Raw genomic sequence first — 23,251 nt, forward strand, 5'->3', positions numbered from 1 at the left:
GGAGTTTGATGTGAACATCGACGGTTCCTCGGCGCTCGTCACCGGAGGCGCCTCCGGCCTGGGACTGGCCACCGCCCGCCGCATACTCGACCGCGGCGGCCGGGTCGTGCTGGCCGACATCTCCGAGGAGCAGGGCGTCAAGGCCGTCGCCGACCTCGGCGACAACGCCCGCTTCGTCCGCGCCGACGTCACCGACGAGGCCTCGGTCACCGCCGCCCTCGACGCCGCGCAGGACCTCGGTCCGCTGCGCTTCGTCGTGCACTGCGCGGGCCGCGGCGGCGACCGCACCCGCATCATCGACCGCGAGCGCACCCCCGGCGAGCTGGACACCTTCGCCGAGGTCATCCGCGTCAACCTCATCGGCACCTACAACGTCCTCCGCCTCGCCGCCGCCCGCCTCGCCGGCAACGACATCGTCGACGGCGACCGCGGAGCCGTGGTCCTGACCGCCTCGGTCGCCGCCTTCGACGGCCAGATCGGCCAGACCTCCTACACCGCCGCCAAGGCGGGCGTGCACGGCCTGACCCTGGTCGCCGCCCGCGACCTGGCCAGCTGGCAGATCCGCGTGAACACCATCGCCCCCGGCATCATGGACACCCCCATGCTCGGCCGGCTCCGCGAGGACATCCGCGACGGACTCGCCGCCTCCGTGCCCCACCCCAAGCGCCTCGGCGAACCCGACGACTACGCCCGTCTCGCCGTCGAGATGCTGGAGAACCCCTACCTCAACGGTCAGACCGTCCGCCTCGACGGCGCCATCCGCATGGCCCCCCGATGACGGCGGCCGAGACCGACGAGGAGTTCCGCACCCGCCTGCGCGCATTCCTGTCGGAGCAGCACCCCGGCCGCCGCCCCAAGGACCCCGCCGAGCGCCTCACCTGGCAGAAGAAGTGGCTCGCGACGCTCCACGACGCGGGATACGCGGGCCCGAGCTGGCCGCGCGAGTACGGCGGCATGGACCTGCCCTTCGCCCGTCAGGTCATCTACCAGGAGGAGTACGCGCGAGCCCGGGTCCCCGGCCCGCTCGGCACCGGCCTCGGTATCGCGGCCCCCACCCTGATCAAGTACGGCACACCCGAGCAGAAGGAGCGCTTCCTGCGCCCCATGCTGCGCGGCGACGCCGTATGGGCGCAGGGCTACTCCGAGCCGGAGGCCGGCTCGGACCTCCCGGCCCTGCGCACGACAGCCCGCCGGGAGGGCGGCGGCCCCGACGACCCCGGCGCCGAGTACGTCGTCAACGGCCAGAAGGTGTGGAACAGTTCGGCCGACATCGCCGACATCCTGTTCACCCTCGTCCGCACCGGCCCGCCCGACTCCCGCACGGACGGCATCAGTTACCTGCTGATCGACGCCCACGCCCCGGGCATCACCGTGCGCCCGCTGCGCGACCTGACCGGCGACGCGCACTTCTGCGAGATCTTCTTCGACGACGTACGCGTGCCGGTGGCCGACCGGATCGGCGAGGAGAACGGCGGCTGGCCCCTTGTCCGCACCAGCCTCGGCCACGAACGCGCCGCCGGAGCGATGAACCAGGCGGCCCTCTACCGGCGCGTCCTCGACGAGCTGATCGCGCTCGCGCATGAGCGCGGGGCGACCGCCGACCCCCTGGTCCGCGACCGGCTCGCGGACTTCGAGATCCGGGTGACGATCATGCGGCTCACCGGGATGCGGACCATCGCCGACATCATGGCGAAGGGTGAACCGGGGCCCGCCTCCTCGACCTCACGGCTGTTCATCGTGACCTTCGAGCAGGAACTGCACGAGTTCGCCCTGGAGTTGCTCGGGCCGTACGGCATCCTCGGCCGCCGCGACCCCCATGCGGTACAGCGCGGCCGCTGGGTGTGGGGCTTCCTGCGCACCCGGGCCTCGTCCATCGGCGCGGGCACCGCCGAGATCCAGCGCAACACCATCGCCGAACAGGTCCTGGGTCTGCCCCGCGACCCGGCGATGCCGACCACGGGAAGGGCACGATGAGAGCCGCACGCTGTACGCAGTACGGGCCTCCGGACGGTCTGGACGTCGTGGAACTGGACGACCCCGAACCCGGCCCGGGCGAGGTCCTGGTCCGCGTGCACGCCGCGGCCGTCAACTTCCCGGACGTCCTGTTCATCTCGAACCGCTACCAGGTCCCCGCACCCCTGCCGTTCACCCCCGGCAGCGAGTTCGCCGGAGTGGTGGAGGCCCTCGGGCCCGGCGTCACCGGGCCCGCGGTCGGCACGCCGGTGGCCGGTGCGGTGATGACCGGCGCCTTCGCCGAGCGGGTCGTGGTGCCCGTCACGGGCCTGCGCCCCGTCCCCGACGGCCTCGACATGGTCCACGCGGCCGCGTTCCACGTGACGTACGCGACCGCCTACCACTCCCTGGTCACCGTCGGGCAGGGCGCGGCGGGGGAGTGGGTGGCCGTGCTCGGCGCCGCGGGCGGGGTCGGCAGCGCCGCCGTCGACATCGCGACCCGGCTCGGGATGCGCGTCGTCGCGGCCGCGTCCAGCGCGGAACGGCTCACGGTCGCCCGGAAGTTGGGCGCGGAGGCCGGAGTCGACTACGTCCACGAGGACCTCAAGACCCGGATCCGTGAACTGACCGGCGGCGAGGGCGCCCACCTCGTGGTCGACCCGGTCGGCGGCGACCACGCGGAGGCCGCCCTGCGCGCACTGCGCCGCGGCGGCCGGTTCGTCACAGTCGGGTACGCCGACGGGAAGATCCCCCGGATCCCGCTGAACCTCGTCCTGCTCAAGGACGCGGTCGTACGGGGCTTCGAGATCCGCATGCTGCGCCAGTACGCCCCGGACGCGGTGGCTGCCGGCGACCGGGCGCTCGCCGGGATGGTCCGGGACGGCATGCGCCCGCTCGTCTCGCGCGTCCACCCCCTCACCGAGGTGGCCGCCGCCCTGACCGACGTGGCGGAGCGGCGCACCACCGGCAAGGTGGTCATCGACCTGACCGGTGGCGGGGCCTGAACTCCGCTCAGAACGTGGGCAGTTGCGGACGCTTCTTGACGTAACCGCCGGCGTCCACCCGCATCTGCATGCCGGTGACGTACTTCGACTCGTCCGACACCAGGAACAGCACCATGTCGGTGATGTTCTCCGGCTCGACATAGGGGATACCGAATCCGGTCGTCGCCGGGAAGGACGACAGGGCGTCCTCGCGGGTCGGGTTCTCCAGGTCGGGCCGGAACGACCGGTACATGATGTCGCTGTTGAGCATGTCGGTGTTGACGTTCGTCGGGTGCACCGCGTTGACCCGGATCTTCCGGGAGGTGAGGACCGTCGCCAGATCGTGGACGAAGGACGCCACCTGGCGCTTGGCGAAGGAGTAGCCGAGGCCGCCGGGCCCGTTGGCCGGGTTGTCGACGCTGGCCGGGATCAGGGCGGCGATCGAGCCGGTCGCGACGATCGAGGCGCCGTCGGGCAGATGGGGCAGGGCCGCCTCGACGGCGTGCACCACCCCGTTGAAGTCGACGGTGATGGCGTCGATGAAGGCCTGCGCGGTCTGCGTCGGGCCCAGCGGCGCGATTCCGGCCTGGGCGACGACGGCATCGAGCCGCCCCAGCTCGGCCACCCCCTCGGCCACGACCGCCTTGAGCGCGCCCGCGTCCCGCACGTCCGCCCGGCGGGCGACGATCCGCCGGCCCAGCTTCTCGACCTCCCGGGCCGTCTCGTCCAGGTCCGCCTCCGTCGCCAGCGGGTACGCGTTGGTGGCGATGTCCGCGCAGAGGTCCACGGCGATGATGTCGGCACCCTCCGAGGCGAGCCGCACCGCGTGGGCCCGGCCCTGGCCGCGCGCGGCCCCGGTGATGAAGACGACCTTGTCCTGCACTCGACCCATGGGGTCTCCTTCCGTCGGATAAAAGAGTAGCCTGAATATCGGCGCAGAGGCCTGACGATTCTCGATGATCGCCGAGCTGTGCGGGACTTTGGCGATCCCTTCCGCTGAGTGGGATCAGTTCAGTGCACGCAATGCGCCGGGTGCTAGAGAGTCCCGAGACCCGAGGGAGCGCAAGGATGCCGTTGCAGCCGTGGATGAAGTTGCTGTCGACCGACGACCATCTGATCGAGCCCCCGCGACTGTGGACGGATCGTCTGCCGGCGAAGTACCGGCAGGCCGGTCCGCGGATCATCGAGCAGTCGCGGGGCGAAGGACAGGCACCCGCCGAGGTGTGGGTGTACGAGGACCGCATCTACCCGTACATCGGCCTCAACGCCGTCGCGGGCAAGAAGCCCGAGGAGTTCGGACTCGAACCGACGCGCTACGACGAGATGATCCCGGGCTGCTACGACCCGAAGGCCAGGATCCGCGACATGGACCTGGACGGGGTGTGGGGCGCCCTGTGCTTCCCGTCGTTCCCCGGCTTCTCCGGCCATGTCTTCCTGGACGGCAAGGACCGCGAACTCGCCCTGCTGTGCGTGCAGGCGTGGAACGACTTCGTCCTCGACGAGTGGTGCGCCAGTGCGCCGGGCAGGCTGATCCCGCTGGTCATCATGCCGATGTGGGACGTGGACGCCTGCGTCGCGGAGATCCACCGCACCGCGGCCAAGGGCGCCAAGGCGATCTCCTTCCCGGAGAACCCCGCCCCGCGAGGCCTGCCCTCCTTCCACACCGACTACTGGGATCCCATGTTCTCGGCGGCCGAGGAGACGGACATGCCCCTGTGCCTGCACTTCGGCACCTCGGGCCAGGCCCCGAAGACGGCCCCCGAGGCCCCGTTCGCGGTGACCATCACCCTGTTCGGCTGCAACGCCATGTACGCCACCGGTGACCTGCTCTTCTCCCCGGTGCTGCACAAGCACCCCAAGCTGAAGATCGGTCTGTCCGAGGGCGGCATCGGCTGGATCCCGTATCTGCTGGAGCGTGCGGACGGCACCTGGGAGCGGCATCGCTTCTACCAGAACGTCAACCAGAGCGTGCGGCCCTCGGAGCTGTTCAACAAGCACTTCCACGGCTGCTTCATCGACGACCGGTTCGGCGTCGAGGTCCGTCACCACGTCGGCATCGACAAGATCACCTGGGAGTGCGACTACCCGCACTCCGACTCCTACTGGCCCAAGTCCCGCGCCTACGCGGCCGAGGTCCTGGCCGACGTACCCGACGAAGAGGTGCACCAGATCGTGGAGCTCAACACCCGCCGCCTCTACAACCTCCCCGCATGAGCCGCCGCCCGGAGTCCGAGCGCTCCGACTGGACCGACCTGGACCTGCTCACCCGCGAGGAGGCCCACGGCCGGCTGGTCGCCGAGATCGCCGAGACGGACGTACGCCTCGGTGAACTCGGTGAGTCGGACGGGGCCGAGCGTGAACTCCTGGAGTCGCGGCTGCGGGCCCTGCGGGAGGCCGCCGAGGACCTGATCGACCACGCGAGGAAGAACTGAGGTGCCCATGGGGCGGGTAGCGGGCAAGGTCGCGCTCATCACGGGAGGGGCCCGGGGTCAGGGCCGTTCCCATGCCGTGCGGCTGGCCGAGGAAGGGGCGGACGTCGTCGTGACCGATGTCTGCCACGGCATCAGCGACGAACTGCCGTACCGGCTCGCGACGAAGGAAGATCTGGAGGAGACCGCCGAGCTGGTCCGGGCGACCGGCCGCAGGTGTGTCGCCGTACAGGCCGACGTCCGGTCGATCGAGGAGATGCGCGCCGCGGTCGACGCGACCCGGGCGGAGTTCGGGCGGCTCGACATCGTCGTGGCCAACGCCGGCGTGATGAGCATCGGGGCCGCCTGGGAACTGTCCGAGGAGGCCTGGGACGTCAACGTCGACGTCAACCTCAAGGGCCCCTGGAACACGGTGCGTGCCACGGCCCCCTGGCTGATCGAGCAGGGGGAGGGCGGCTCGATCGTCATCACCAGCTCGGCCGCAGGCATCCGCGGCCATGTGCCGTACGCGCACTACGTGGCCGCCAAGCACGGGGTGGTGGGCCTGATGAAGGCCCTGTCCAACGAACTCGCCCCGCACCGGATCCGGGTCAACACCGTCCATCCCACCGGCGTCAGCGAGACCGGCATCACGGTCGGCGTGCCGATCGAGGAACTCGCCGCGCGGGAGCCGCTGTTCGGACTCGTCGCGATGAACCCCCTGGCCCCGTACGTCGAGCCGCGGGACGTGTCGAACGCGGTCCTGTTCCTCGCCTCCGACGAGGCGCGGTACGTCACCGGACTGCAGTTCACCGTCGACGCCGGCTCGACCAACAAGCCGTAGAACGGAGTGGGTTGAATGAAGGTCACGATCGACACGGCGTCGTGCTCGGGACACGCCCGGTGCGCCGCGGCGGCCGCGCAGCTGTTCCGGCTCGACGACGACGGCTATGCGCTGCCCATCGACGGAGAGATCCCGGAGGAGCTCCAACAGGCGGCCTACGAAGGTGAGTCGGCCTGCCCCGAGCGGGCGATCACCGTCCAGTGACACGACTGAGCCCCACGGTCCCTGGCCGTGGGGCTCAATCGTGTCCGGACCGGTCAGCCGGCCGGCTGCGGCGGCGGGGTGAAGTGGTGGCCCCAGAACGCGCCGTCGGTGATCTCGTAGACGGGCACGGGCTCCGGCACCTTCAGGCCGTTCCAGCCGAACTCGACGGCGTAGTTCTCCGGCGACCACACGTAGAACGACACCATGTGATCGTTGGTGTGCTTGCCGAGCGAGTGCATCATCGGCACCTCGTACTTGGCGGCCCGGTCCAGGGCCCGTCCGACGTCGTCCAGGGTCGCGCCCTCGACCATGAAGTGCAGCAGCCGCCCGGGACCCGGCATCGGGGTGACACCGAGGGTGTGGTGGCGGGGGTTGCAGCCCATGAACCAGGTCGTGCCGCCCGGCGAGCGCATCGTGTTCCGCTCGATGAAGCCGAGGACGTTGACGTAGAACTCGAAGGTGGTCCGCGCGTCCTCGGCGGAGATGATGGCGTGCCCGAAGCCCATGTCGCCGGTGACGAACTCGGAGACCAGCGGGGTGTGCACCGGCACATGGTCGAGGGTCCGGCCGAAGTACAGCTCGACCGGGTTGCCGCCCGGGTCGTTGAACTTGACGAAGCCCGTGACCTTCCGCTCCGCCGCCTCGGCCTCGGTGCCGACCGTCACCTTGATGCCGGCCTTCTCGACGTCCGCGACCAGCTTCGCCAGCTCCCGCTCGTCCAGCACCTCGAAGCCCAGCGCCGTCATCCCGGGCTGGGCGCCCGGCGAGACCACGATCCGGGACGGCTGGTCGTCCATCCGGAAGGTGAGTGACTCGGAGTCGCTCTCGACGGACATCAGGCCGAGGAAGTCGGCTCCGAACGCCTTCCACTTGTCGAGGTCGTTGGACTCCAGACGCAGGTACCCGAGTGAGCGAACTCCCATCAGGCCCTCCCCTCACATTTGGTCAGGTCCCAGGTGGCCCGTCGGGCCCCCGGTATCGGTACGTCCGTGACGCTAGACAGCCCGGCCCACCCGCCGCCGGGAGCGTCCCACTGATCGGGAGACGTACGACGAAGGGCTCCTCGCCGGTGCCACGGTGACCGTCATGACACTCAGCACACTCGGTTACGAGGACACCCTTCGCGAACTCCCCACCGACGAAGGCACCCTGCGCTACCACGAGGCCGGCGACGGGCCCCCGCTGCTCCTGCTGCACGGCTCGGGCCCGGGCGTGACCGGCTGGCGCAACTACCGGTACAACCTTCCCGTGCTGGCCCAGCACTTCCGCTGCCTGGCACTGGAGTTCCCCGGCTTCGGTGTGAGCGACCCGACCGCCGAGAACCCGATGGCCGCCGGCCCCAAGGCCGTACTGCGCTTCCTCGACGGACTGGGCCTCGACCGCGTCGACGTCATCGGCAACTCCATGGGCGGGTTCATCGCCGCCGGACTCGCGGTCGCCCACAAGGACCTCTTCCGCAGGGTCGTCACCATCGGCGGCGTCGGCCGCAACATCCTCTCCCCGGGCCCCAGCGAAGGCCTCAACCTGCTGGTCGAGTTCGCCGAGAACCCCACCCGGGACAACCTCGTGCAGTGGCTGCGCTCCATGGTCCACGACCCGGCCCTGCTCACCGAGGAACTGATCGAGGAGCGCTGGGCGAGCGCCACCGAGCCGGCGACGCTGGAGGCCTCCCGCCGGATCTACGGCCGTCAGGCGATGGCCGCGATGCAGGCCGCCCAGTCCCAGTCCGACCAGCCCATCTGGGCCGCCCTCCACAAGATCACCGCGCCCACCCTGCTGACCTGGGGCCGGGACGACCGGGTCACGCCGCTGGAGAGCGCGCTCATTCCGATGCGCACCATCCCCAAGGCCGAGCTGCACGTGCTGCCGGACTGCGGGCACTGGGCGATGATCGAGCAGAAGGAGGCCTGGGAGAGCACGGTGCTGGCCTTCCTGACCCGCCCGGACGCCTCCTGAGGACGCCCATGCGTCCACCTGCCGCTCCCACCTCCGCCCGCCAGGCCGCCCGCCGGGTCCGCATCCTGCGCGCCGCCTCCGAACTCGGCTCCCGTGACGGGCTGGCCGCCGTCCAGATGCACGACGTGGCCAAGGAGGCGGGCGTCGCGATCGCCACCCTGTACCGCTACTTCCCGTCCAAGCCCTTCCTGTTCCTGGCCGTCCTCGAATGGCACATCGAGCAGTTCCTCAGGGGCGGCGAGGGCGGCCCGGTGGCCGACGCCGTGACCGACCCGGCGGACCCCGTGGCCGACGTGGGGGACACGCTCGTAGCGCTCAGCGGGAAGCTGCTCGGCAACCGGCAGCTGGCCTCCGCGGTGGCACTGGCCTCGTTCACGGAGTACGCGAGTGCTGTGCCGGCCCGCATCGACATCGTCGAACGTCCGCTGGGACAACGGCTGTTGGGCCTGCTCGGTGACCGTACGGACGCCCGCAGCCGGGTGCGGCTGCTCGTCTACACCTGGTGGGGCCTGTTCGTCGGCATGCTCACCGAGGAGATCTCCACCGAGCGGGGCGAGGCGGACCTGAGGCTGGCCGCGCGGCTGATCGCGGCGGTCTGAAGACGTGAAAGTGCCCGGGACACCGTGGGTGTCCCGGGCACTTTCATGAGGTCAGTCGGTCGCCCCGGCCATGTCCAGCACGGCGAGGTAGGCGAAGGCGATGCTGGAACCGATCGGGGTACCCGCACCCGGGTAGACCCGCCCCGACATCGCGGCCATGGTGTTGCCGCTCGCGTACAGCCCCTCGATCGGGCTGCCGTCCGGCCGCAGCACGCGCGCGTGGTCGTCGGTCCTCAGACCGCCCTTGGTACCGATGTCGGACGGGACGACGGTCGCCACGTAGAAGGGCGCGGTGGCTATCGGCACCACCAGCGGGTTGGGGTACTCGGTCTCCGGCGCCGCCGGGAAGTTCTGCCGGGGGTCGGCCGCGAACGGGACGATGTGGTGGAACATCTGGTCCCACACGCTCGTACCGCGGTTGAACTTCTCGTCCACACCGGTCGCCGCGTACCCGTTGAACTCCTCGATGGTGCGGCTCAGTGCCTCGAACGGCACGTCGATCAGCTTCGCCAGCTCCTCCAGGGTGTCGGCCTTGCGCAGCGCACCCGACTCCAGCCACTCGGGGCGCAGCGGCTCGTCCGGCGGGCCGCCGAAGCTGTCCCGCTCCAGCTGCCGCTGGTCGAAGATCCAGTACGCCGGGATGTGACTGACGCCCGTGCTGTGGTGCAGGCGCATGATCTCGTGCCCGACCTGGTCGTACGGCCGGCTCTCGTTGACGAAGCGCTCGCCCGCCGCGTTGACCCAGATGCCGCCCCGGGTGCCGGTGTGGAAGATCGGCAGCCCGTCCGGCCAGACCAGTCCGGCCACGAACCAGGCCTCGTCGAGGAGGTCGGTGTCCGCACCCGCGGCGATGCCCGCCCGCAGCGCGTCACCCGTGTTGGTGGCGACGCCGTTGGACCACTCACCGGTGAGCGGCGCCTGGTTCTTCTCGCGCAGCTCACGATCGCGCTCGAAGCCGCCGGCCGCGAGCAGCACACCCCGTGAGGCCCGGAAGGAGACAGGCTCCCCGTCCTGGACGGCCTCGATCCCGACGACCTTGCCGTCCTCGACGATCAGCTCGGTGAGCGCGGTGTTCAGCAGCAGCGTGCCGTTGCCCGTCTCCAGGAACGCGGCCAGGGCACGGCCGACCAGCGCGCGGCCGCCCGAGACGACCGGGCCCTCGTCGAAGCCGAACCGCTCGGTCGGGATCGACCTGCGGACGATGTCGGCGTGCTCGCCGATCTCCGCCAGTTCGAGCGGGGGCGGGAAAACGGTGTGCCCGGTGGGCGAGGCGCCCTCGACCCAGCCGAAGTAGTCCGGCACCGGACCGTGCACGAACGACTGGAACCAGGGGTTCTGCTCCAGCTCGTCGATCACCCGGGGCCCGGCCGCCAGATAGGCGTCCTGCCGGGCGTCCCGCGCGGGGTCGTCGACGATCTCGCGCAGATAGGCCCGGACGGCCTCGACGTCGTCCGCGAGGTCCGCCCTGGCCAGCGGGGCCGAACCGGGGTACCAGATACCGGCGCCCGAATAGGCCATGGTGCCGCCGACCTTGTCGGCCTTCTCGACGACCAGCGTGCGCAGTCCGCGCGAGGCCGCGACGTAAGCCCCGACCAGGCCTCCGCCCGACCCCACGACGATCACGTCGTAGGCATCCTCGTTGATGCTCATCCGAACCCCTTCATGAGTGCCGACGTCCTGTGTGGGGGGTGGGGACCGCTGAGGAACGCGCCTGCAGTCGGAGGCCGCGGGGCGCTCTGTGGCATGCCGCCACCGGCCGTTCAGCAGTTCGCCGGACGACGGTAACGAGACGGCGCGGGCGAGCCGTTACGACATCTCGCTCAGCGAGACCCGCCCGGGCCGCCGCCGTCGAGTCCCGGTGAGCGGAACGTCCGGAGCTGCCCTCGGGCCGGTCGGCACAGGCTGAAGGCCGGCACGAGTTGAGGATGGCGATGACAGACCTCTGGGAACCGGCGGCCGTCGCGAACCGTGAGACCGCGGTGGCCGAGGCGGCCGCACGGCTCACCCGCGCGGCCCAAGACCACAAGCCCTGCGGGCCCGTACGGGACCTGCTGGGGCGAAGGACATCAGCCTCGCGTACGCCGTCCAGCGGCGCATCGTCGGCGAACGGATCGCCGCCGGGGCGCGGGTCGTCGGCCGCAAGATCGGGCTGACGTCCGAGTCGGTCCAGCGCCAAGTGGGCGTCGACCGGCCCGACTTCGGCGTCCTGCTGGACGACATGGACGTCACCGGACTGGCGGCCGTCCCCAGCGACCGGCTGCTCCAGCCGAGGGTCGAGGCGGAGATCGCGTTCGTCCTCGCCGAGGACCTGGACGGCGACGATCTCGACATCGCGCGGGTGCGGTCGGCGGTCGGACATGCCGTGGCCGCGCTGGAGATCGTGGACAGCCGGGTCGCCGACTGGGACATCGCGATCACCGACACGGTCGCCGACAACGCCTCCAGCGGGCTGTTCGTCCTGGGCCGACAGCGGTTCGGCCTCGACGAGTTCGAGCCGCGGGACGTGACCATGCGGCTCTACGCGGACGGGGAACTCGCCTCCGAGGGCGAGGGAGTGGCCTGTCTCGGCGACCCGCTCGCCGCGCTGCTCTGGCTGGCCCGCACCGCCCGCGAGTTCGGCGACCCGCTGCGCGCCGGACAGATCGTGCTCTCCGGCGCCCTCGGCCCGCTCGTCCCCACCCCGCCAGGCATCACCGTAAGGGCCGAGATGTCGGTCCTGGGTTCGGTGACCGCGACCTTCTCACCCGAGGAACACAAAGGATGACGAAGACCAAGGTGGCCGTAATCGGCTCCGGCAACATCGGCACCGACCTGATGATCAAGGTCCTGCGCCTGTCCGAGACCCTGGAGATGGCCGCGATGGTGGGCATCGACCCGGACTCGGACGGCCTGGCGCGCGCCGCCCGGCTGAAGGTGCCGACCACCCACGAGGGCGTCGACGGACTGATCGGCATGGACGGCTTCGAGGACATCGACATCGTCTTCGACGCCACCTCCGCGAAGGCCCACGTGGAGAACGCCAAGAAGCTCGCCCCGTACGGCAAGCGGCTGGTCGACCTCACCCCGGCGGCCATCGGCCCCTTCGTGGTGCCGCCGGTCAACCTCGACGAGCACCTCTCGGCCGGGGACAACGCTGTCGACAACTTCAACATGGTCACCTGCGGCGGCCAGGCGACCATCCCGATCGTGCACGCGGTCAGCCGGATCACCCCGGTGCCCTACGCCGAGATCGTCGCGTCCATCGCCTCGAAGTCGGCCGGGCCCGGCACCCGGGCCAACATCGACGAGTTCACCGAGACCACGTCCGGCGCCATCGAGAAGGTGGGCGGTGCCCGGCGCGGCAAGGCGATCATCGTCCTCAACCCGGCCGAACCGCCGCTGATCATGCGGGACACGGTGTACTGCCTGATCGGCGACGCCGACCACGAGGCGGTGCGGGCCTCCGTCGAGGAGATGGTGGCCGCGGTCGCCGAGTACGTGCCCGGCTACCGGCTCAAGCAGCAGGTCCAGTTCACCCCGGTTCCGGCCGGCGACCCGGTCCACACGCTGCTGCCCGACGACGTCTCCGAGAAGCCGACCACCAAGGTCTCCGTCTTCCTGGAGGTCGAGGGCGCCGCCCACTACCTGCCCGCCTACGCCGGCAACCTCGACATCATGACCTCGGCCGCCCTGCGCGTCGCCGAGCGCATCGCCGGGCGACAGACCACCGAGGTGACCAAGTGACCGACACCCCCAGGCTCTACGTACAGGACGTCACCCTCCGGGACGGCATGCACGCCATCCGGCACCGGATCACCCCCGAGTTCGTGTCGAAGATCTCCGCCGCGCTCGACCGGGCCGGCGTGGACGCCATCGAGGTCGCGCACGGCGACGGACTGGCCGGCGGCAGCCTCAACTACGGGCCCGGCAGCAACACCGACTGGGAGTGGATCGAGGCGGCCGCGGACGCCATCGACCGCGCGGTCCTCACCACTCTGCTGCTGCCCGGCATCGGCACCATCGTGGAGCTCAAGCGGGCGTACGCGATGGGCGTCCGCTCGGTGCGCATCGCCACCCACTGCACCGAGGCGGACGTCGCCGCCCAGCACATCTCCACCGCCCGCGAACTCGGCATGGACGTCTCGGGCTTCCTGATGATGGCCCACATGGCGTCCCCCGAAGTCCTCGCCGGACAGGCCAAGCTGATGGAGTCCTACGGCGCGCACTGCGTGTACGTCACCGACTCCGGCGGCCGCCTCACCATGGACGGCGTCCGCGACCGCATCCGCGCCTACCGGGACGTCCTCGACCCGGCCACCCAGATCGGCATCCACGCCCACGAGAACCTCTCCCTCTCGGTCGCCAACTCCGTGGTGGCCGTGGAGGGGGGAGTGACCCGGGTCGACGCCTCCCTCGCCGGACAGGGCGCGGGTGCGGGCAACTGCCCGATCGAGCCCTTCGTCGCCGTCGCCAACCTCTACGGCTGGAAGCACGACTGCGACCTGTACGCCCTTCAGGACGCCGCCGAGGACCTCGTACGGCCGCTCCAGGACCGCCCGGTCCGCGTCGACCGGGAGACCCTCACCCTCGGCTACGCGGGCGCCTACTCCAGCTTCCTGCGCCACGCGGAGACCGCGGCCGAGCAGTACGGCCTCGACGCCCGCACGATCCTGGAGGAGGTCGGCAGGCGCGGCCTGGTCGGCGGCCAGGAGGACATGATCGTGGACATCGCCCTGGACCTCACCCACCAGGGCTGACCCGTACGCCACGTACCGCTCCCCGGAAACATTCTCCCGGGGAGCGGTACATTTTTGTGCCCGACGTAGAATAGACCGCTCGTACCAATTAATCGGTGCACGACTCTTTCTCTGGGGCCCGATGCGTTGATACCTTGACGCAGGCGCCGAACTAGAATTGATTTCAGTTTGAGCAGAGAGGCACCGACGATGACGTCTGCCCTTCAGCTGACCACACGGTCTTCCGAGGTCGACGGGCCTGCGTTGCCGCCGTCGATGATGGAGCGCGTGACGCTGATCATGGATCTTTTCGAGAGTCCGCAGATCCATCTGACGCTCGAGACGGTATCCCGCCGGACCCATCTGCCCCGCTCGACCACGCACCGGATTCTTGATCAGCTGGTCCGGCTGGACTGGCTGCGGCACACGGTGGCCGGATACACCCTGGGCACCCGGGCGCTCGGTCTGGGCGGCCGGGAGATCGGGCACAGCGCGCTGCGGGCCGCCGCCGCGCCGCACCTGCTGGATCTGGCCGTACGCACCAGGATGGTCGTCCACCTGGCCGTGCTCGACGGGCCGCAGATCTACTACCTGGACAAGATCGGCGGCCGGGCCGCCGTCGACATACCCTCCCGGGTCGGCGGCCGGGCGGACGCGCACTGCACCGGCCTCGGCAAGGCCATGCTGGCCTGGCTGAGCCCGGAGGAGATCGACGCGCGGTACGCGCAGTCCATCGAGCGCCGCACCCAGGACAGCATCGGCCACCTCGACCAACTCCACCGCGAGCTCGGACAGGTGCGCCGGCGCAACGGGCTGGCGATCGACCGCGGGGAGTGCTTCCCCGATCTCGGCTGCGTCGGGCTCGCGCTGCGCGGTCCGGAAGGGCCGGTCGGCGCGATCTCGGTGGTGGGGGACGGCCGTTCCTCGCTGGAGCTCGTGGCCCCGCTGGTGGTCAACACGGTACGGGCCGTCTCGGACGACCTCTTCGGGACACCCGAGGCGCACCGCCGGGAGCTGCCGGAAGTGATCGCCTGACAGGAGAGCCGCCCCAGGGACACCTGGGGCGGCTCTCCGTTCCCGGATCACCAGGCGGTCCAGCCCCCGTCGACCGTGACCGTCGTACCCGTGACGTAGCGGGAGGCGTCCGAGGCCAGGAACACCGCGGCGCCGCCCAGTTCCCCGACGTCGCCCACCCGGCCCAGGGGAGTGCTTCGCACGATCCGCTCGCCCCACTTGCTGTCCAGCAGCCCGGAGCTGAGGTCCGTACGGAAGTAGCCCGGCGCGAGGGAGTTGACCCGCACCCCGCGGCCGGCCCACTCGACGGCCAGCGCCTTGGTCAGCGCCTCGACCCCGCCCTTGCTCGCCGCGTACGCGGCGATCCGCTCGAAACCGGTACGCGCGTGCACCGACGAGACGTTGACGATCGATCCGGAGCCCTGCTCCAGCATCACCTTCCCGGCCTCACGGCAGCAGTAGAAGGTGCCCTGGAGGTTGATGTCGAGCACCCGCCCGAAGTCCTCGTCGGTGACGTACTCGGTACGGGTGAAGTGCGGGCTGATGCCGGCGCAGTTGACGACGGCGTCCAGCCGCCCGGTCGCGCCGGTGATCCGCTCGACCGTCGTACGGACCGCGTCCGAGTCGGCGACGGAGGCCGGCAGGACCAGCACCTTGCCGCCGTGCCCGGCGAGTTCGGCCTCCAAGCTCTCCAGGTCCGCGGTGGTACGGGCGGTCACCGCCACGTCCGCCCCGGCCTGGGACAGCGCGACCGCGACCGCCCGGCCGAGCCCCTTGCCCGCGCCGGTGACCCAGGCGGTACGGCCGTCCAGGCGCAGGTCGGTGTTGACGTCGGCCATGGCTCAGTCCTCCACGGGGATGTCGCGCAGGGTCCGCTTGAGGACCTTGCCCGAGGGGGTACGGGGGAGTTCGTCGACGACGTCGAAGCGGACCGGCACCTTGAACTTGGCCAGCCGTCCCGCGCAGAACTCCCGCAACTCCTCCGGCCCGGCGTCCGCCCCGGGCCGGAACACCACGAAGGCGCGCGGGACTTCACCCCAGCGCGGATGGGTCAGACCGACCACCGCGGCCTCCAGCACGGCGGGGTGCTCGTACAGCACCCGCTCCACCTCGGGAGTCGCGATGTTCTCCCCTCCCGAGACGATCATGTCCTTCTTGCGGTCGTCGATGAAGAGGAAGCCGTCCTCGTCGAGGTGCCCGATGTCCCCGGTGTGGAACCAGCCGTTCTGGAGGGCGGCGGCGGTGGCCTTCTCGTCGCGCCAGTAGCCGGCGAAGACCTTCGGGCCGCGCAGCGTGATCTCGCCGAGCTCGCCCGCCGGGAGCTCCCGGCCGGTGTCGTCGACGATCCGCACGCGCGTGTGCGGCACGGGACGCCCGACCGAGCCCAGCTTGGACAGCGCGTGCTCGCGGTCGAGGAAGGTGTCGCCGGAGACCGTCTCGGTCAGCCCGTAGGCGTCGGCGAACCAGGCGTTGGGGAAGGCGTTCATGATGCGCCGCAGCACCGGCTCGGGCGTCTTCTCGCCGCCGCCCAGGATGAAGCGGACCGAGGAGGTGTCGTACGAGTCCCGGTCCGGGACCTCCAGGACCGCGTTGACCATGGCGGGCGCGAGCCACGCGTTGGTGACCCCGTGCTCCTGGATCGCCCGCAGCACGCCCTCGGGGTCGAACTTCCGCTGGAGCACCACGCCACCGCCCGCGTACAGGACGCCGAGGGCCGGCATGTCCAGGCCGCCCACGTGGTAGAGCGGGCCGCAGACCAGCGTGGTGTCCGCCGCGGTCAGCCCGAAGTGGACGATGTGCGCCAGGTTCTTCGCCTGCACGTTCCCGTACGTGATGCGCACGCCCTTGGGCCGCGAGGTGGTGCCGGAGGTGTACATCAGCCGCTGGAGGTCGTCCGGCTCGACGTCCACGGCGGCGACCTCGGCCCCCTGGTGCCGGTCGAGCAGCGCCTCGTAACCGGTCCACTCGGGCGCGGGGGCCTCGCCGTCCACCAGGATCCGCCGCTCCAGGCCGGCGAACTTGGCGGCGATGCGGTCCGTGGCGCGCAGGAACTCCGGCTCGGTGACGATCACCTTCGCCTCGGCGTGCTCCAGGATGTACGCCCATTCCTCCTCGGACAGGCGGTAGTTCAACGGCAGGAACACCGCCCCGATGCGATTGGTCGCATAGACCAGCTCGATGAACTCGGGCCGGTTGTAGAGGAGCAGAGCCACGACGTCGCCGCGCCCGACGCCCAGCTCCGTGAGACCGGCGGCCAGCCGGTTCACCCGTTCATGCAGCCCGCGCACCGTCAGGCGGCGGTCCTCCTGTGTCACGGCCACGGCGTCCGGGCGCTGGGCCAGGTGGTAATCGAGGATGCTCGAAATATTGTGCACGGCGACTCTCCGGCTCGGCGGCCGGGAATGTCCCGACCGGTCGGTTGCCCGTTACCAAGATTTAGTGTACCTCTTGGTCTATAAAACGTTGAGCCGCACTTTACGACGGAGCCCACTGGTCGACAACCATCCAGGCGGCCCCGATGTCGCTTCCACCCGGAGGAGGGCCCCTTGCCTCGCATCCGCCTCGACACGGACGGACCCGTCGTCACGGTCCGACTGACCAACCCGCCGATGAACGCCTTCGACACGGCCCAGCGCGGTGAGCTGGGCGCCGGCGTGCGCAGACTGGCGGACGACCCCGCGGTGCGGGCGGTGGTGCTGTACGGAGGGGAGCGGCTGTTCGCGGCCGGGGCGGACGTCAAGGCACTCGCCGTGATGAGCCCGGAAGAGGTCCGCGGCTGGAACCGGGCGCTGCAACGGACCTTCGACGAGGTGGCCCGGCTGCCGGTACCGGTCGTCGCCGCGATCACCGGGTACGCGCTCGGCGGCGGCCTCGAACTGGCCCTCGCCGCCGACTACCGGGTGGCCGCCGGCGACGCGGTCCTCGGCCAGCCGGAGGTACAGCTCGGCATCATGCCCGGCTCGGGCGGCACCCAGCGCCTGACCCGCCTGATCGGTCCCTCGCGCGCGAAGAACCTGCTGATGACCGGCCGCCGGGTGGGCGCCGAGGAGGCACTCCGCCTGGGCCTGGTCGACGAGGTCGTCCCCACGGCCGAGGTGTACGAGACCGCCCTGCGCTACGCCCGCAGCCTCGCCGCGGGCCCGGCAGCCGCCCTGGAGGCGATCAAGGAGGCCGTGGACCACGGCGCCGACACGTCCCTTTCCACCGGCCTGGCCCTCGAACGCTCCCTGTTCACCGGTGTGTTCGGCACGGCAGATGCCGCCACAGGCATCCAGTCCTTCTTGGAGCACGGTCCCGGCAGGGCCCGCTTCGAGGGACCCGCAAAGGACGCCTGAGTGGGCAAGGCGCGGTCCTGCAGCGCTTTTGGGGGCGCGGGGAACTGCGCGACCAGCCACGACGAACCCGCAGACGACGCACGAAGAAGGGGATGAAGAAGATGCAGGCACTGCGCTGGCATGGCGCCCGCGACCTCCGGCTGGAGGAGGTCCCGGACCCCCCGGAGCCCAGGCCCCACGAAGCACTCGTCGACGTGTCCTGGTGCGGAGTCTGCGGCACGGATCTGCACGAGTTCCTCGAAGGCCCCCACATGATCCGCGAGGGCCCGCACCCCCTCACCGGTGCGGCCCCGCCCCTCGCCCTCGGCCATGAACTCAGCGGCACGGTGGTCGCGTTGGGCACCAAGGTACCCGGCATCGCGGTCGGCGACCGCGTCACCGCCGACCCCGTATGGCGATGCGGCGTCTGCTTCTGGTGCGCCCGCGGCGAGTACCACATCTGCCCCAAGAGCGGCTCCGTCGGCCTCGCCTCACCCGGCGCCTTCGCCGACCGCGTCACCGTGCCGATCGCCGGCCTGACCCGACTCCCCGACAACGTCAGCGACGACATGGCGGCCGCCGCCGAACCCCTGGCCGTCGGCCTGCACGCGGTCACCCGGGCCGGTGTCCGCCCCGGCGACAACGTCCTGGTCGTCGGCGGCGGCCCGATCGGCGTCGCGGTCGTCCTCGCGGCCCGCATCGCGGGCGCGGCCGGTCTCTACGTGAGCGAACCCCTCAAGGGGCGCCGCGAGTTGCTCCTCGGCCTCGGCGTCACCGAGGCCTACGACCCGCGCGAGACCGACGTACGCCGAGAGGTGTTCCTCAAGACCAACCGCATCGGCCCGGACGTCGTCATCGACGCGACCGGTGTCCCCGCGCTGGCGGGCCAGGCCGTTGCCACCGTCCGCCGCGGAGGCAAGGTCGTGCTCGCCGGAGTCGGGCACGGCAGCGTCGAGTTCGACATGGGCCAACTCGTCTTCTACGAGCGCTCCGTGCTCGGCACGCTCGGCTACAACTTCGACATCCCCCGGGTGATCGACCTGATGAGCACCGGGCGCCTGGACGCCTCGCCCCTGATCACCGGACGTTTCTCGCTCTCGGAAGGAGCCGGGGTCTTCGCGGACCTGGCGGCCGACCGCGCAAGGCACCTGAAGGTGCTGCTGACCCCGAAGGGACTGTGACATGGATTTCGACCTGCCGGAGGAGACGCGGGATCTTCAGGACATGGTCCGCGAGTTCGCGGCCAAGGAGATCACGCCCAACGCGGCCGAGTGGTCGGAGAACGAGGAGTTCCCGACCCACATCTTCACCAAGCTCGGCGAACTCGGCCTGATGGGCATGCTGGTGCCCGAGGAGTACGGGGGCGCGGGCTCCGACGCCGTCTCCTACGTCGCCGTCATGGAGGAACTCGGCGCCGCCGACCAGTCGGTGGCCTCCACCTGGAACGCCCACTCGACCATCGGCACCATGCCGCTGCTCGCCTACGGCACCGAGGAGCAGAAGCACCGCTGGCTGGCGCCCCTGGCGCGCGGTGAGGCCCTCGGTGCCTTCGGTCTGACCGAGCCCGGCGCCGGGTCCGACGCCGCCGGCATCGCCACCACCGCGCGTCGGGCGGACGGGGGCTGGGTGATCAACGGCACCAAGATGTTCATCACCAACGCCGGCACCGACATCAGCCAGGGCGTCACCCTGCTCGCCACCACCGGCAAGGACGAGGACGGGCGGAAACGGTTCGCCACGTTTTACGTCCCGACCGGCACTCCGGGCTACAGCTGCGGGGCCAGGCTGAAGAAGCTCGGCTGGCACGCCATGGACACCCGGGAACTGGTCTTCGACGACTGCTGGGTCTCCGACGAGCACCTCATCGGCGAGGAGGGCAACGGACTGCGCCAGTTCCTCTCCGTGCTCGACACGGGCCGGGTCAGCGTCGCCGCGCTGGGTCTGTCGCTGGCCAAGGCCGCGCTCGCGCTCGCCGTCAAGCACGCCACGGAACGGCACCAGTTCGGCCGGCCGCTGTCGTCTTTCCAGGCGGTGGCACACAAGATCGCCGACATCGGCACCGAGTACCAGGCCGCGCGCTGGATGGTCTACCGCGCCGCCTGGCTCGCCGACCAGGGGCGCCCGTACGGCACCGAGGCCGCCATGGCCAAGCTGTACGCCTCCGAGGTGGCCAACCGGGCCGCCTCGCAGGCGGTGCAGATCCACGGCGGTTACGGCTATGTGCGGGAGTCGGAGATCTCGCGCTTCTACGCCGACGCCAAGATCCTGGAGATCGGCGAGGGCACGAACGAGATCCAGCGCGACGTCATCGCCCGGGCGCTGGTGAAGCAGGCGTGAGAGGCGAAGGGGCCCGCGGTGTGCACCGCGGGCCCCGGGCTCAGCTGGCCAGTGGATCGGACCGCCACTCGGCCTCGGGGTCCAGCGGCAGGTCGGGGCGGTCCCGCTTGAACGCCGCCGCCTGCTCCTCCACGTCCGGCAGGACGGCCCCGGGTGCGCCGAAGCCGCGCAGCAGGGTGTCGCAGTACTCGCGCGAGAGCTGCGCGGCGTCCCAGCGGCCGCCCGGCTTCGCCCACTGGTAGGTGTGGTTGTGGAGGTTGAGGAACTGGAGGGTGGCCAGCCGCGGCGGCATCGCGCGGAAGGTGCCCTGCTCGACGGCCTCCGTGAGCAGTCCCCGGACCAGTCGCTCGAACTCGGCGCGCTGGCCCAGCAGGGTCTTCAGCTCGGGTCCGCTCAGGCTGCGGTAGTCGTGCTCGTAGACCCAGATGTGATCGAGCCGGTGGAAGATCGTCGTCAGCAGCGACTCGGACAGCAGACGCAGCCGTACCAGCGGATCGGCGTCGAGGGACACGATCTCCCGGGCCCGGGACAGCAGCGGGGACATCACCCGGGACTGGATCTCGATCAGCAGGTTCTCCTTGGAGCCGATGTAGTAGTACAGCGCTCCCTTGGCGAGCCCGACCGCGCGGCCCAGGTCGTTGACGGAGGTCGCCGCGTAGCCCCGGCGGGCGAACAGCTCGGCGGCCGTGTCGATGATCTTCTGGCGCCGGACCTGGTAGTCCGGCCCGTGGCCCGGTGGTCTGGGCATTGCTTCTCTCCCCGCCCGACATCGTTTTCTGCTCTGCCTCAAGTAGTTTGCTAGACCAGACGGTACATTAAAAGTAGGACTCAGGCGGCGCGGCCGTGTGCCGCCCGCGCGAGCAATGCGAGGACGCGCATGACGACCGATGCAGCACAGCAGGCCACGACCGGATCCGCGCACGCGGATCAGCTTCTGGAGATGTATCGCCGGATGCGCCGTATCCGGCGTTTCGAGGAGCGGGCGTCCGAGTTGTACAAGGCGACGGAGATACCCGGATTCCTCCATCTGTCGATCGGCCAGGAGGCGAGCGCCGTGGGCGCCTGCTGGCCCCTCGGCCCCCGCGACGGCATCACCTCTACCCACCGCGGCCACGGCCATGTGCTGGCCAAGGGCCTGGACTCGGCGCCGATGATGGCCGAGCTGATGGGCAAGGAGTCCGGAACCTGCCACGGCCGCGGCGGCTCGATGCACATCGCCGACCCCGGTCTCGGCATCTTCGGCGCCAACGGCATCGTCGGCGCCGGACTCCCGATCGCCGCCGGCGTGGCCACCGCGGCCAAGCTGCGCGACGCGGGCGACGTGGTGGTGGCCTTCTTCGGCGACGGCGCGGTCGCGCAGGGCATGTTCCACGAGGCGGTCAACCTGGCCGCCGTATGGGATCTGCCGGTCGTCTTCCTGTGCGAGAACAACCACTACTCCGAGTTCTCGCCCGCCTCCGAGCAGCACCGCGCCACGCTGTCCGCGCGCGCTGCGGGTTACGGCATCGGATACGCGCACGTCGACGGCAACGACGTACTCGCCGTGGCCGGGCTGATGACCGACGTGGTGGCGCGGCTGCGGGCGGGCGGCGGCCCGGTCCTGGTGGAGGCGGAGACCTATCGTTGGCACGGCCACTACGAGGGTGACCCGGAGCGCTACCGCAGCGCCGAGGAGGTCGCCGAGGCCAAGGAGCGCGACCCGCTGCTGGTGGCCCGCCGCCACCTGGCCGACGCCGGGGTGCCGGCCGCGCTGGCCGACGCGGTCGACGAGGAGATCGACAAGGAGATCGAGTCGGCGGTGCAGTGGGCCAGGGGCCTGCCCGAGCCGGCCCCCGAGACCCTGTACGACTTCGTCTCGGCCCCCCGTCCCGCCATTCCCGAGCCCGCCCCGGCGGCCGGCGAGGTCTTCCGGTCCATGGACGCCGTACGCCTGGCGCTGGAGCACGAACTGACCGCCGATCCCAGCGTGTTCGTCGCCGGCATCGACGTCGGCGCGGGCGGCAACGTCTTCGGGCTCACCCGGGGTCTGGCCCAGGCCTTCCCGGGCCGGGTCCGCGACACCCCGATCAGCGAGAGCGCGATCCTCGGGACCGCGGTCGGGGCGGCCATGGCCGGTATGAAGCCGGTCGTCGAGGTGATGTACATGGACTTCATCGGCGTCTGCCTCGACATGCTGCTCAACCAGGCCGCCAAGCTGCGCTTCATGACCGGCGGCCGGGCCTCCATGCCCCTGGTGGTGCGCACCCAGTTCGGCGCCGGACGCTCCTCGGGCAGCCAGCACTCGCAGAGCCTGGAGGCGCTGCTCGCGCACATCCCCGGGCTGACCGTGGTGATGCCGTCCAACCCGGCCGACACCTACGGCCTGTTGCGGGCGGCCATCCAGGACCCGAACCCGGTGGTCTTCGTCGAGAACCGGCTGCAGTACGGCCTCAAGGGGCCGAAGCCGCCGGTCGACCACCTGGTGCCGCTGGGCAAGGCCAAGGTCGTCCGCGAGGGCACGGACGTCACGCTCGTCTCCTGGTCGCGGATGGTCCAGGACGCCCTGGCCGCCGCGGAGTTGCTCGCCGCGGAGGGCGTCAGCGTCGAGGTGATCGACCTGCGTACGATCGCCCCGCTGGACCGGGAGACAGTCCTCGATTCCCTCGCCAAGACCAACCGCCTCGTCATCGCGCACGAGGCGGTACGGGACTTCGGTGTCGGCGCCGAGCTGTCCGCGCTCGCCGTCGACGAGGGCTTCTGGCACCTGGACGCGCCCGTCACCCGGGTCGCGCCGCCGCCGATGCCCGCTCCGTACGCCCCCTCCCTTGAGCGGCTGTGGCTGCCCTCGCGGGACACCATCGCCGACACGGTGCGCCGCATCGCGGCGGTGTGAACGGCACTGAACAAGGGGGATGGCCCCGGGACCAGGTCCCGGGGCCATCCGT

At 70.8% G+C, this 23,251-nt stretch carries 22 protein-coding genes and 1 pseudogene; 17 read left to right on the forward strand and 6 right to left on the reverse strand.

Annotation, left to right across the window (positions count from 1 at the left end; genetic code table 11):
• Positions 1-10 precede the first annotated feature (10 nt).
• From ACQEWB_RS45000 to ACQEWB_RS45010, 3 genes are read left to right on the forward strand one after another with little or no spacing between them, the layout of a single operon-like run.
• Positions 11-778 carry an SDR family NAD(P)-dependent oxidoreductase gene (locus ACQEWB_RS45000; protein ID WP_432841878.1) on the forward strand — a complete coding sequence of 256 codons (768 nt, stop codon included), beginning with the start codon at positions 11-13 and terminating at the stop codon, positions 776-778.
• The gene (locus tag ACQEWB_RS45005; protein ID WP_432841880.1) at positions 775-1,974 is read left to right on the forward strand and encodes an acyl-CoA dehydrogenase family protein; all 1,200 of its coding nucleotides are present in this window, start codon (positions 775-777) and stop codon (positions 1,972-1,974) included. The genes ACQEWB_RS45000 and ACQEWB_RS45005 overlap by 4 nt, the downstream gene beginning before the upstream one ends.
• Positions 1,971-2,957: an NADPH:quinone oxidoreductase family protein gene (locus ACQEWB_RS45010; protein ID WP_432841882.1), complete on the forward strand. Its 987-nt coding sequence runs from the start codon at positions 1,971-1,973 to the stop codon at positions 2,955-2,957. Before ACQEWB_RS45005 ends, ACQEWB_RS45010 begins: the two co-directional genes overlap by 4 nt.
• A gap of 7 nt (positions 2,958-2,964) precedes the next feature.
• Here ACQEWB_RS45010 and ACQEWB_RS45015 read toward each other — a convergent pair whose 3' ends face one another.
• Complete coding sequence (locus tag ACQEWB_RS45015) at positions 2,965-3,828, reverse strand: mycofactocin-coupled SDR family oxidoreductase (RefSeq protein ID WP_432841884.1); 864 nt, start codon at positions 3,826-3,828, stop codon at positions 2,965-2,967.
• Between the two features lie 176 nt (positions 3,829-4,004).
• Between ACQEWB_RS45015 and ACQEWB_RS45020 the strand changes: the two genes are divergently transcribed.
• The 4 genes from ACQEWB_RS45020 to ACQEWB_RS45035 are packed head-to-tail and all read left to right on the forward strand — an operon-like array spanning position 4,005 to position 6,392.
• Complete coding sequence (locus tag ACQEWB_RS45020; protein WP_432841886.1) at positions 4,005-5,150, forward strand: amidohydrolase family protein; 1,146 nt, start codon at positions 4,005-4,007, stop codon at positions 5,148-5,150.
• Positions 5,147-5,368 (forward strand): hypothetical protein, encoded by a 222-nt coding sequence (locus ACQEWB_RS45025; protein ID WP_432841888.1) that lies wholly within the window; start codon positions 5,147-5,149, stop codon positions 5,366-5,368. The genes ACQEWB_RS45020 and ACQEWB_RS45025 overlap by 4 nt, the downstream gene beginning before the upstream one ends.
• 7 nt (positions 5,369-5,375) lie before the next feature.
• A complete protein-coding gene (locus tag ACQEWB_RS45030; protein WP_432841890.1) occupies positions 5,376-6,188 on the forward strand; it encodes a mycofactocin-coupled SDR family oxidoreductase in 813 nt (270 codons plus the stop codon).
• 15 nt (positions 6,189-6,203) lie between these two features.
• Positions 6,204-6,392: a ferredoxin gene (locus ACQEWB_RS45035; protein WP_432841892.1), complete on the forward strand. Its 189-nt coding sequence runs from the start codon at positions 6,204-6,206 to the stop codon at positions 6,390-6,392.
• Positions 6,393-6,445: 53 nt separating this feature from the next.
• Here the strand turns inward: ACQEWB_RS45035 and ACQEWB_RS45040 are convergent, their stop codons facing one another.
• Positions 6,446-7,315, reverse strand: coding sequence for a VOC family protein (locus ACQEWB_RS45040; RefSeq protein WP_432841894.1), 870 nt, complete (start codon positions 7,313-7,315; stop codon positions 6,446-6,448).
• A 163-nt stretch (positions 7,316-7,478) separates the two neighbouring features.
• On the opposite strand from ACQEWB_RS45040, the gene ACQEWB_RS45045 reads away from it, so the two are divergent.
• On the forward strand, positions 7,479-8,348 hold the full coding sequence (locus tag ACQEWB_RS45045; protein WP_432841896.1) for an alpha/beta fold hydrolase: 870 nt from the start codon (positions 7,479-7,481) through the stop codon (positions 8,346-8,348).
• A gap of 8 nt (positions 8,349-8,356) precedes the next feature.
• The gene (locus tag ACQEWB_RS45050) at positions 8,357-8,947 is read left to right on the forward strand and encodes a TetR/AcrR family transcriptional regulator (RefSeq protein WP_432841898.1); all 591 of its coding nucleotides are present in this window, start codon (positions 8,357-8,359) and stop codon (positions 8,945-8,947) included.
• Between the two features lie 51 nt (positions 8,948-8,998).
• Here ACQEWB_RS45050 and ACQEWB_RS45055 read toward each other — a convergent pair whose 3' ends face one another.
• Entirely contained in the window at positions 8,999-10,597 is a 1,599-nt protein-coding gene (locus ACQEWB_RS45055; RefSeq protein ID WP_432841900.1) for an FAD-binding protein, read from the reverse strand.
• A gap of 281 nt (positions 10,598-10,878) precedes the next feature.
• On the opposite strand from ACQEWB_RS45055, the pseudogene ACQEWB_RS45060 reads away from it, so the two are divergent.
• The 4 genes and pseudogenes from ACQEWB_RS45060 (at position 10,879) to ACQEWB_RS45075 (ending at position 14,697) form a co-directional block, all read left to right on the forward strand.
• Positions 10,879-11,711, forward strand: a pseudogene (locus ACQEWB_RS45060) (2-keto-4-pentenoate hydratase).
• Complete coding sequence (locus ACQEWB_RS45065; RefSeq protein WP_432841902.1) at positions 11,708-12,670, forward strand: acetaldehyde dehydrogenase (acetylating); 963 nt, start codon at positions 11,708-11,710, stop codon at positions 12,668-12,670. Before ACQEWB_RS45060 ends, ACQEWB_RS45065 begins: the two are co-directional and overlap by 4 nt.
• On the forward strand, positions 12,667-13,683 hold the full coding sequence (gene dmpG / locus ACQEWB_RS45070; RefSeq protein WP_432841904.1) for a 4-hydroxy-2-oxovalerate aldolase: 1,017 nt from the start codon (positions 12,667-12,669) through the stop codon (positions 13,681-13,683). The genes ACQEWB_RS45065 and dmpG overlap by 4 nt, the downstream gene beginning before the upstream one ends.
• 255 nt (positions 13,684-13,938) lie before the next feature.
• Positions 13,939-14,697, forward strand: a complete 759-nt coding sequence (locus ACQEWB_RS45075) for an IclR family transcriptional regulator (RefSeq protein ID WP_432844345.1) — start codon at positions 13,939-13,941, stop codon at positions 14,695-14,697.
• 47 nt (positions 14,698-14,744) lie between these two features.
• On the opposite strand, the gene ACQEWB_RS45080 is transcribed toward ACQEWB_RS45075, so the two are convergent.
• Positions 14,745-15,515, reverse strand: a complete 771-nt coding sequence (locus ACQEWB_RS45080; protein ID WP_432841906.1) for an SDR family NAD(P)-dependent oxidoreductase — start codon at positions 15,513-15,515, stop codon at positions 14,745-14,747.
• Positions 15,516-15,518: 3 nt separating this feature from the next.
• The gene (locus ACQEWB_RS45085; RefSeq protein WP_432841908.1) at positions 15,519-17,051 is read right to left on the reverse strand and encodes an acyl-CoA synthetase; all 1,533 of its coding nucleotides are present in this window, start codon (positions 17,049-17,051) and stop codon (positions 15,519-15,521) included.
• Positions 17,052-17,222: 171 nt separating this feature from the next.
• Between ACQEWB_RS45085 and ACQEWB_RS45090 the strand changes: the two genes are divergently transcribed.
• The 3 genes from ACQEWB_RS45090 (at position 17,223) to ACQEWB_RS45100 (ending at position 20,327) form a co-directional block, all read left to right on the forward strand.
• Positions 17,223-18,011 carry an enoyl-CoA hydratase/isomerase family protein gene (locus ACQEWB_RS45090; protein WP_432841910.1) on the forward strand — a complete coding sequence of 263 codons (789 nt, stop codon included), beginning with the start codon at positions 17,223-17,225 and terminating at the stop codon, positions 18,009-18,011.
• A 92-nt stretch (positions 18,012-18,103) separates the two neighbouring features.
• Positions 18,104-19,171 (forward strand): 2,3-butanediol dehydrogenase, encoded by a 1,068-nt coding sequence (locus ACQEWB_RS45095; RefSeq protein ID WP_432841912.1) that lies wholly within the window; start codon positions 18,104-18,106, stop codon positions 19,169-19,171.
• A 1-nt stretch (position 19,172) separates the two neighbouring features.
• Positions 19,173-20,327, forward strand: a complete 1,155-nt coding sequence (locus tag ACQEWB_RS45100; protein ID WP_432841914.1) for an acyl-CoA dehydrogenase family protein — start codon at positions 19,173-19,175, stop codon at positions 20,325-20,327.
• Positions 20,328-20,367: 40 nt separating this feature from the next.
• On the opposite strand, the gene ACQEWB_RS45105 is transcribed toward ACQEWB_RS45100, so the two are convergent.
• Positions 20,368-21,075, reverse strand: coding sequence for a TetR/AcrR family transcriptional regulator (locus ACQEWB_RS45105; RefSeq protein WP_432841916.1), 708 nt, complete (start codon positions 21,073-21,075; stop codon positions 20,368-20,370).
• A gap of 129 nt (positions 21,076-21,204) precedes the next feature.
• On the opposite strand from ACQEWB_RS45105, the gene ACQEWB_RS45110 reads away from it, so the two are divergent.
• The gene (locus ACQEWB_RS45110) at positions 21,205-23,199 is read left to right on the forward strand and encodes an alpha-ketoacid dehydrogenase subunit alpha/beta (protein WP_432841918.1); all 1,995 of its coding nucleotides are present in this window, start codon (positions 21,205-21,207) and stop codon (positions 23,197-23,199) included.
• Positions 23,200-23,251 lie beyond the last annotated feature (52 nt).

The sequence above is a fragment of the Streptomyces sp. CA-249302 genome, assembly GCF_050936785.1.
Classification (GTDB): Bacteria; Actinomycetota; Actinomycetes; order Streptomycetales; family Streptomycetaceae; genus Streptomyces.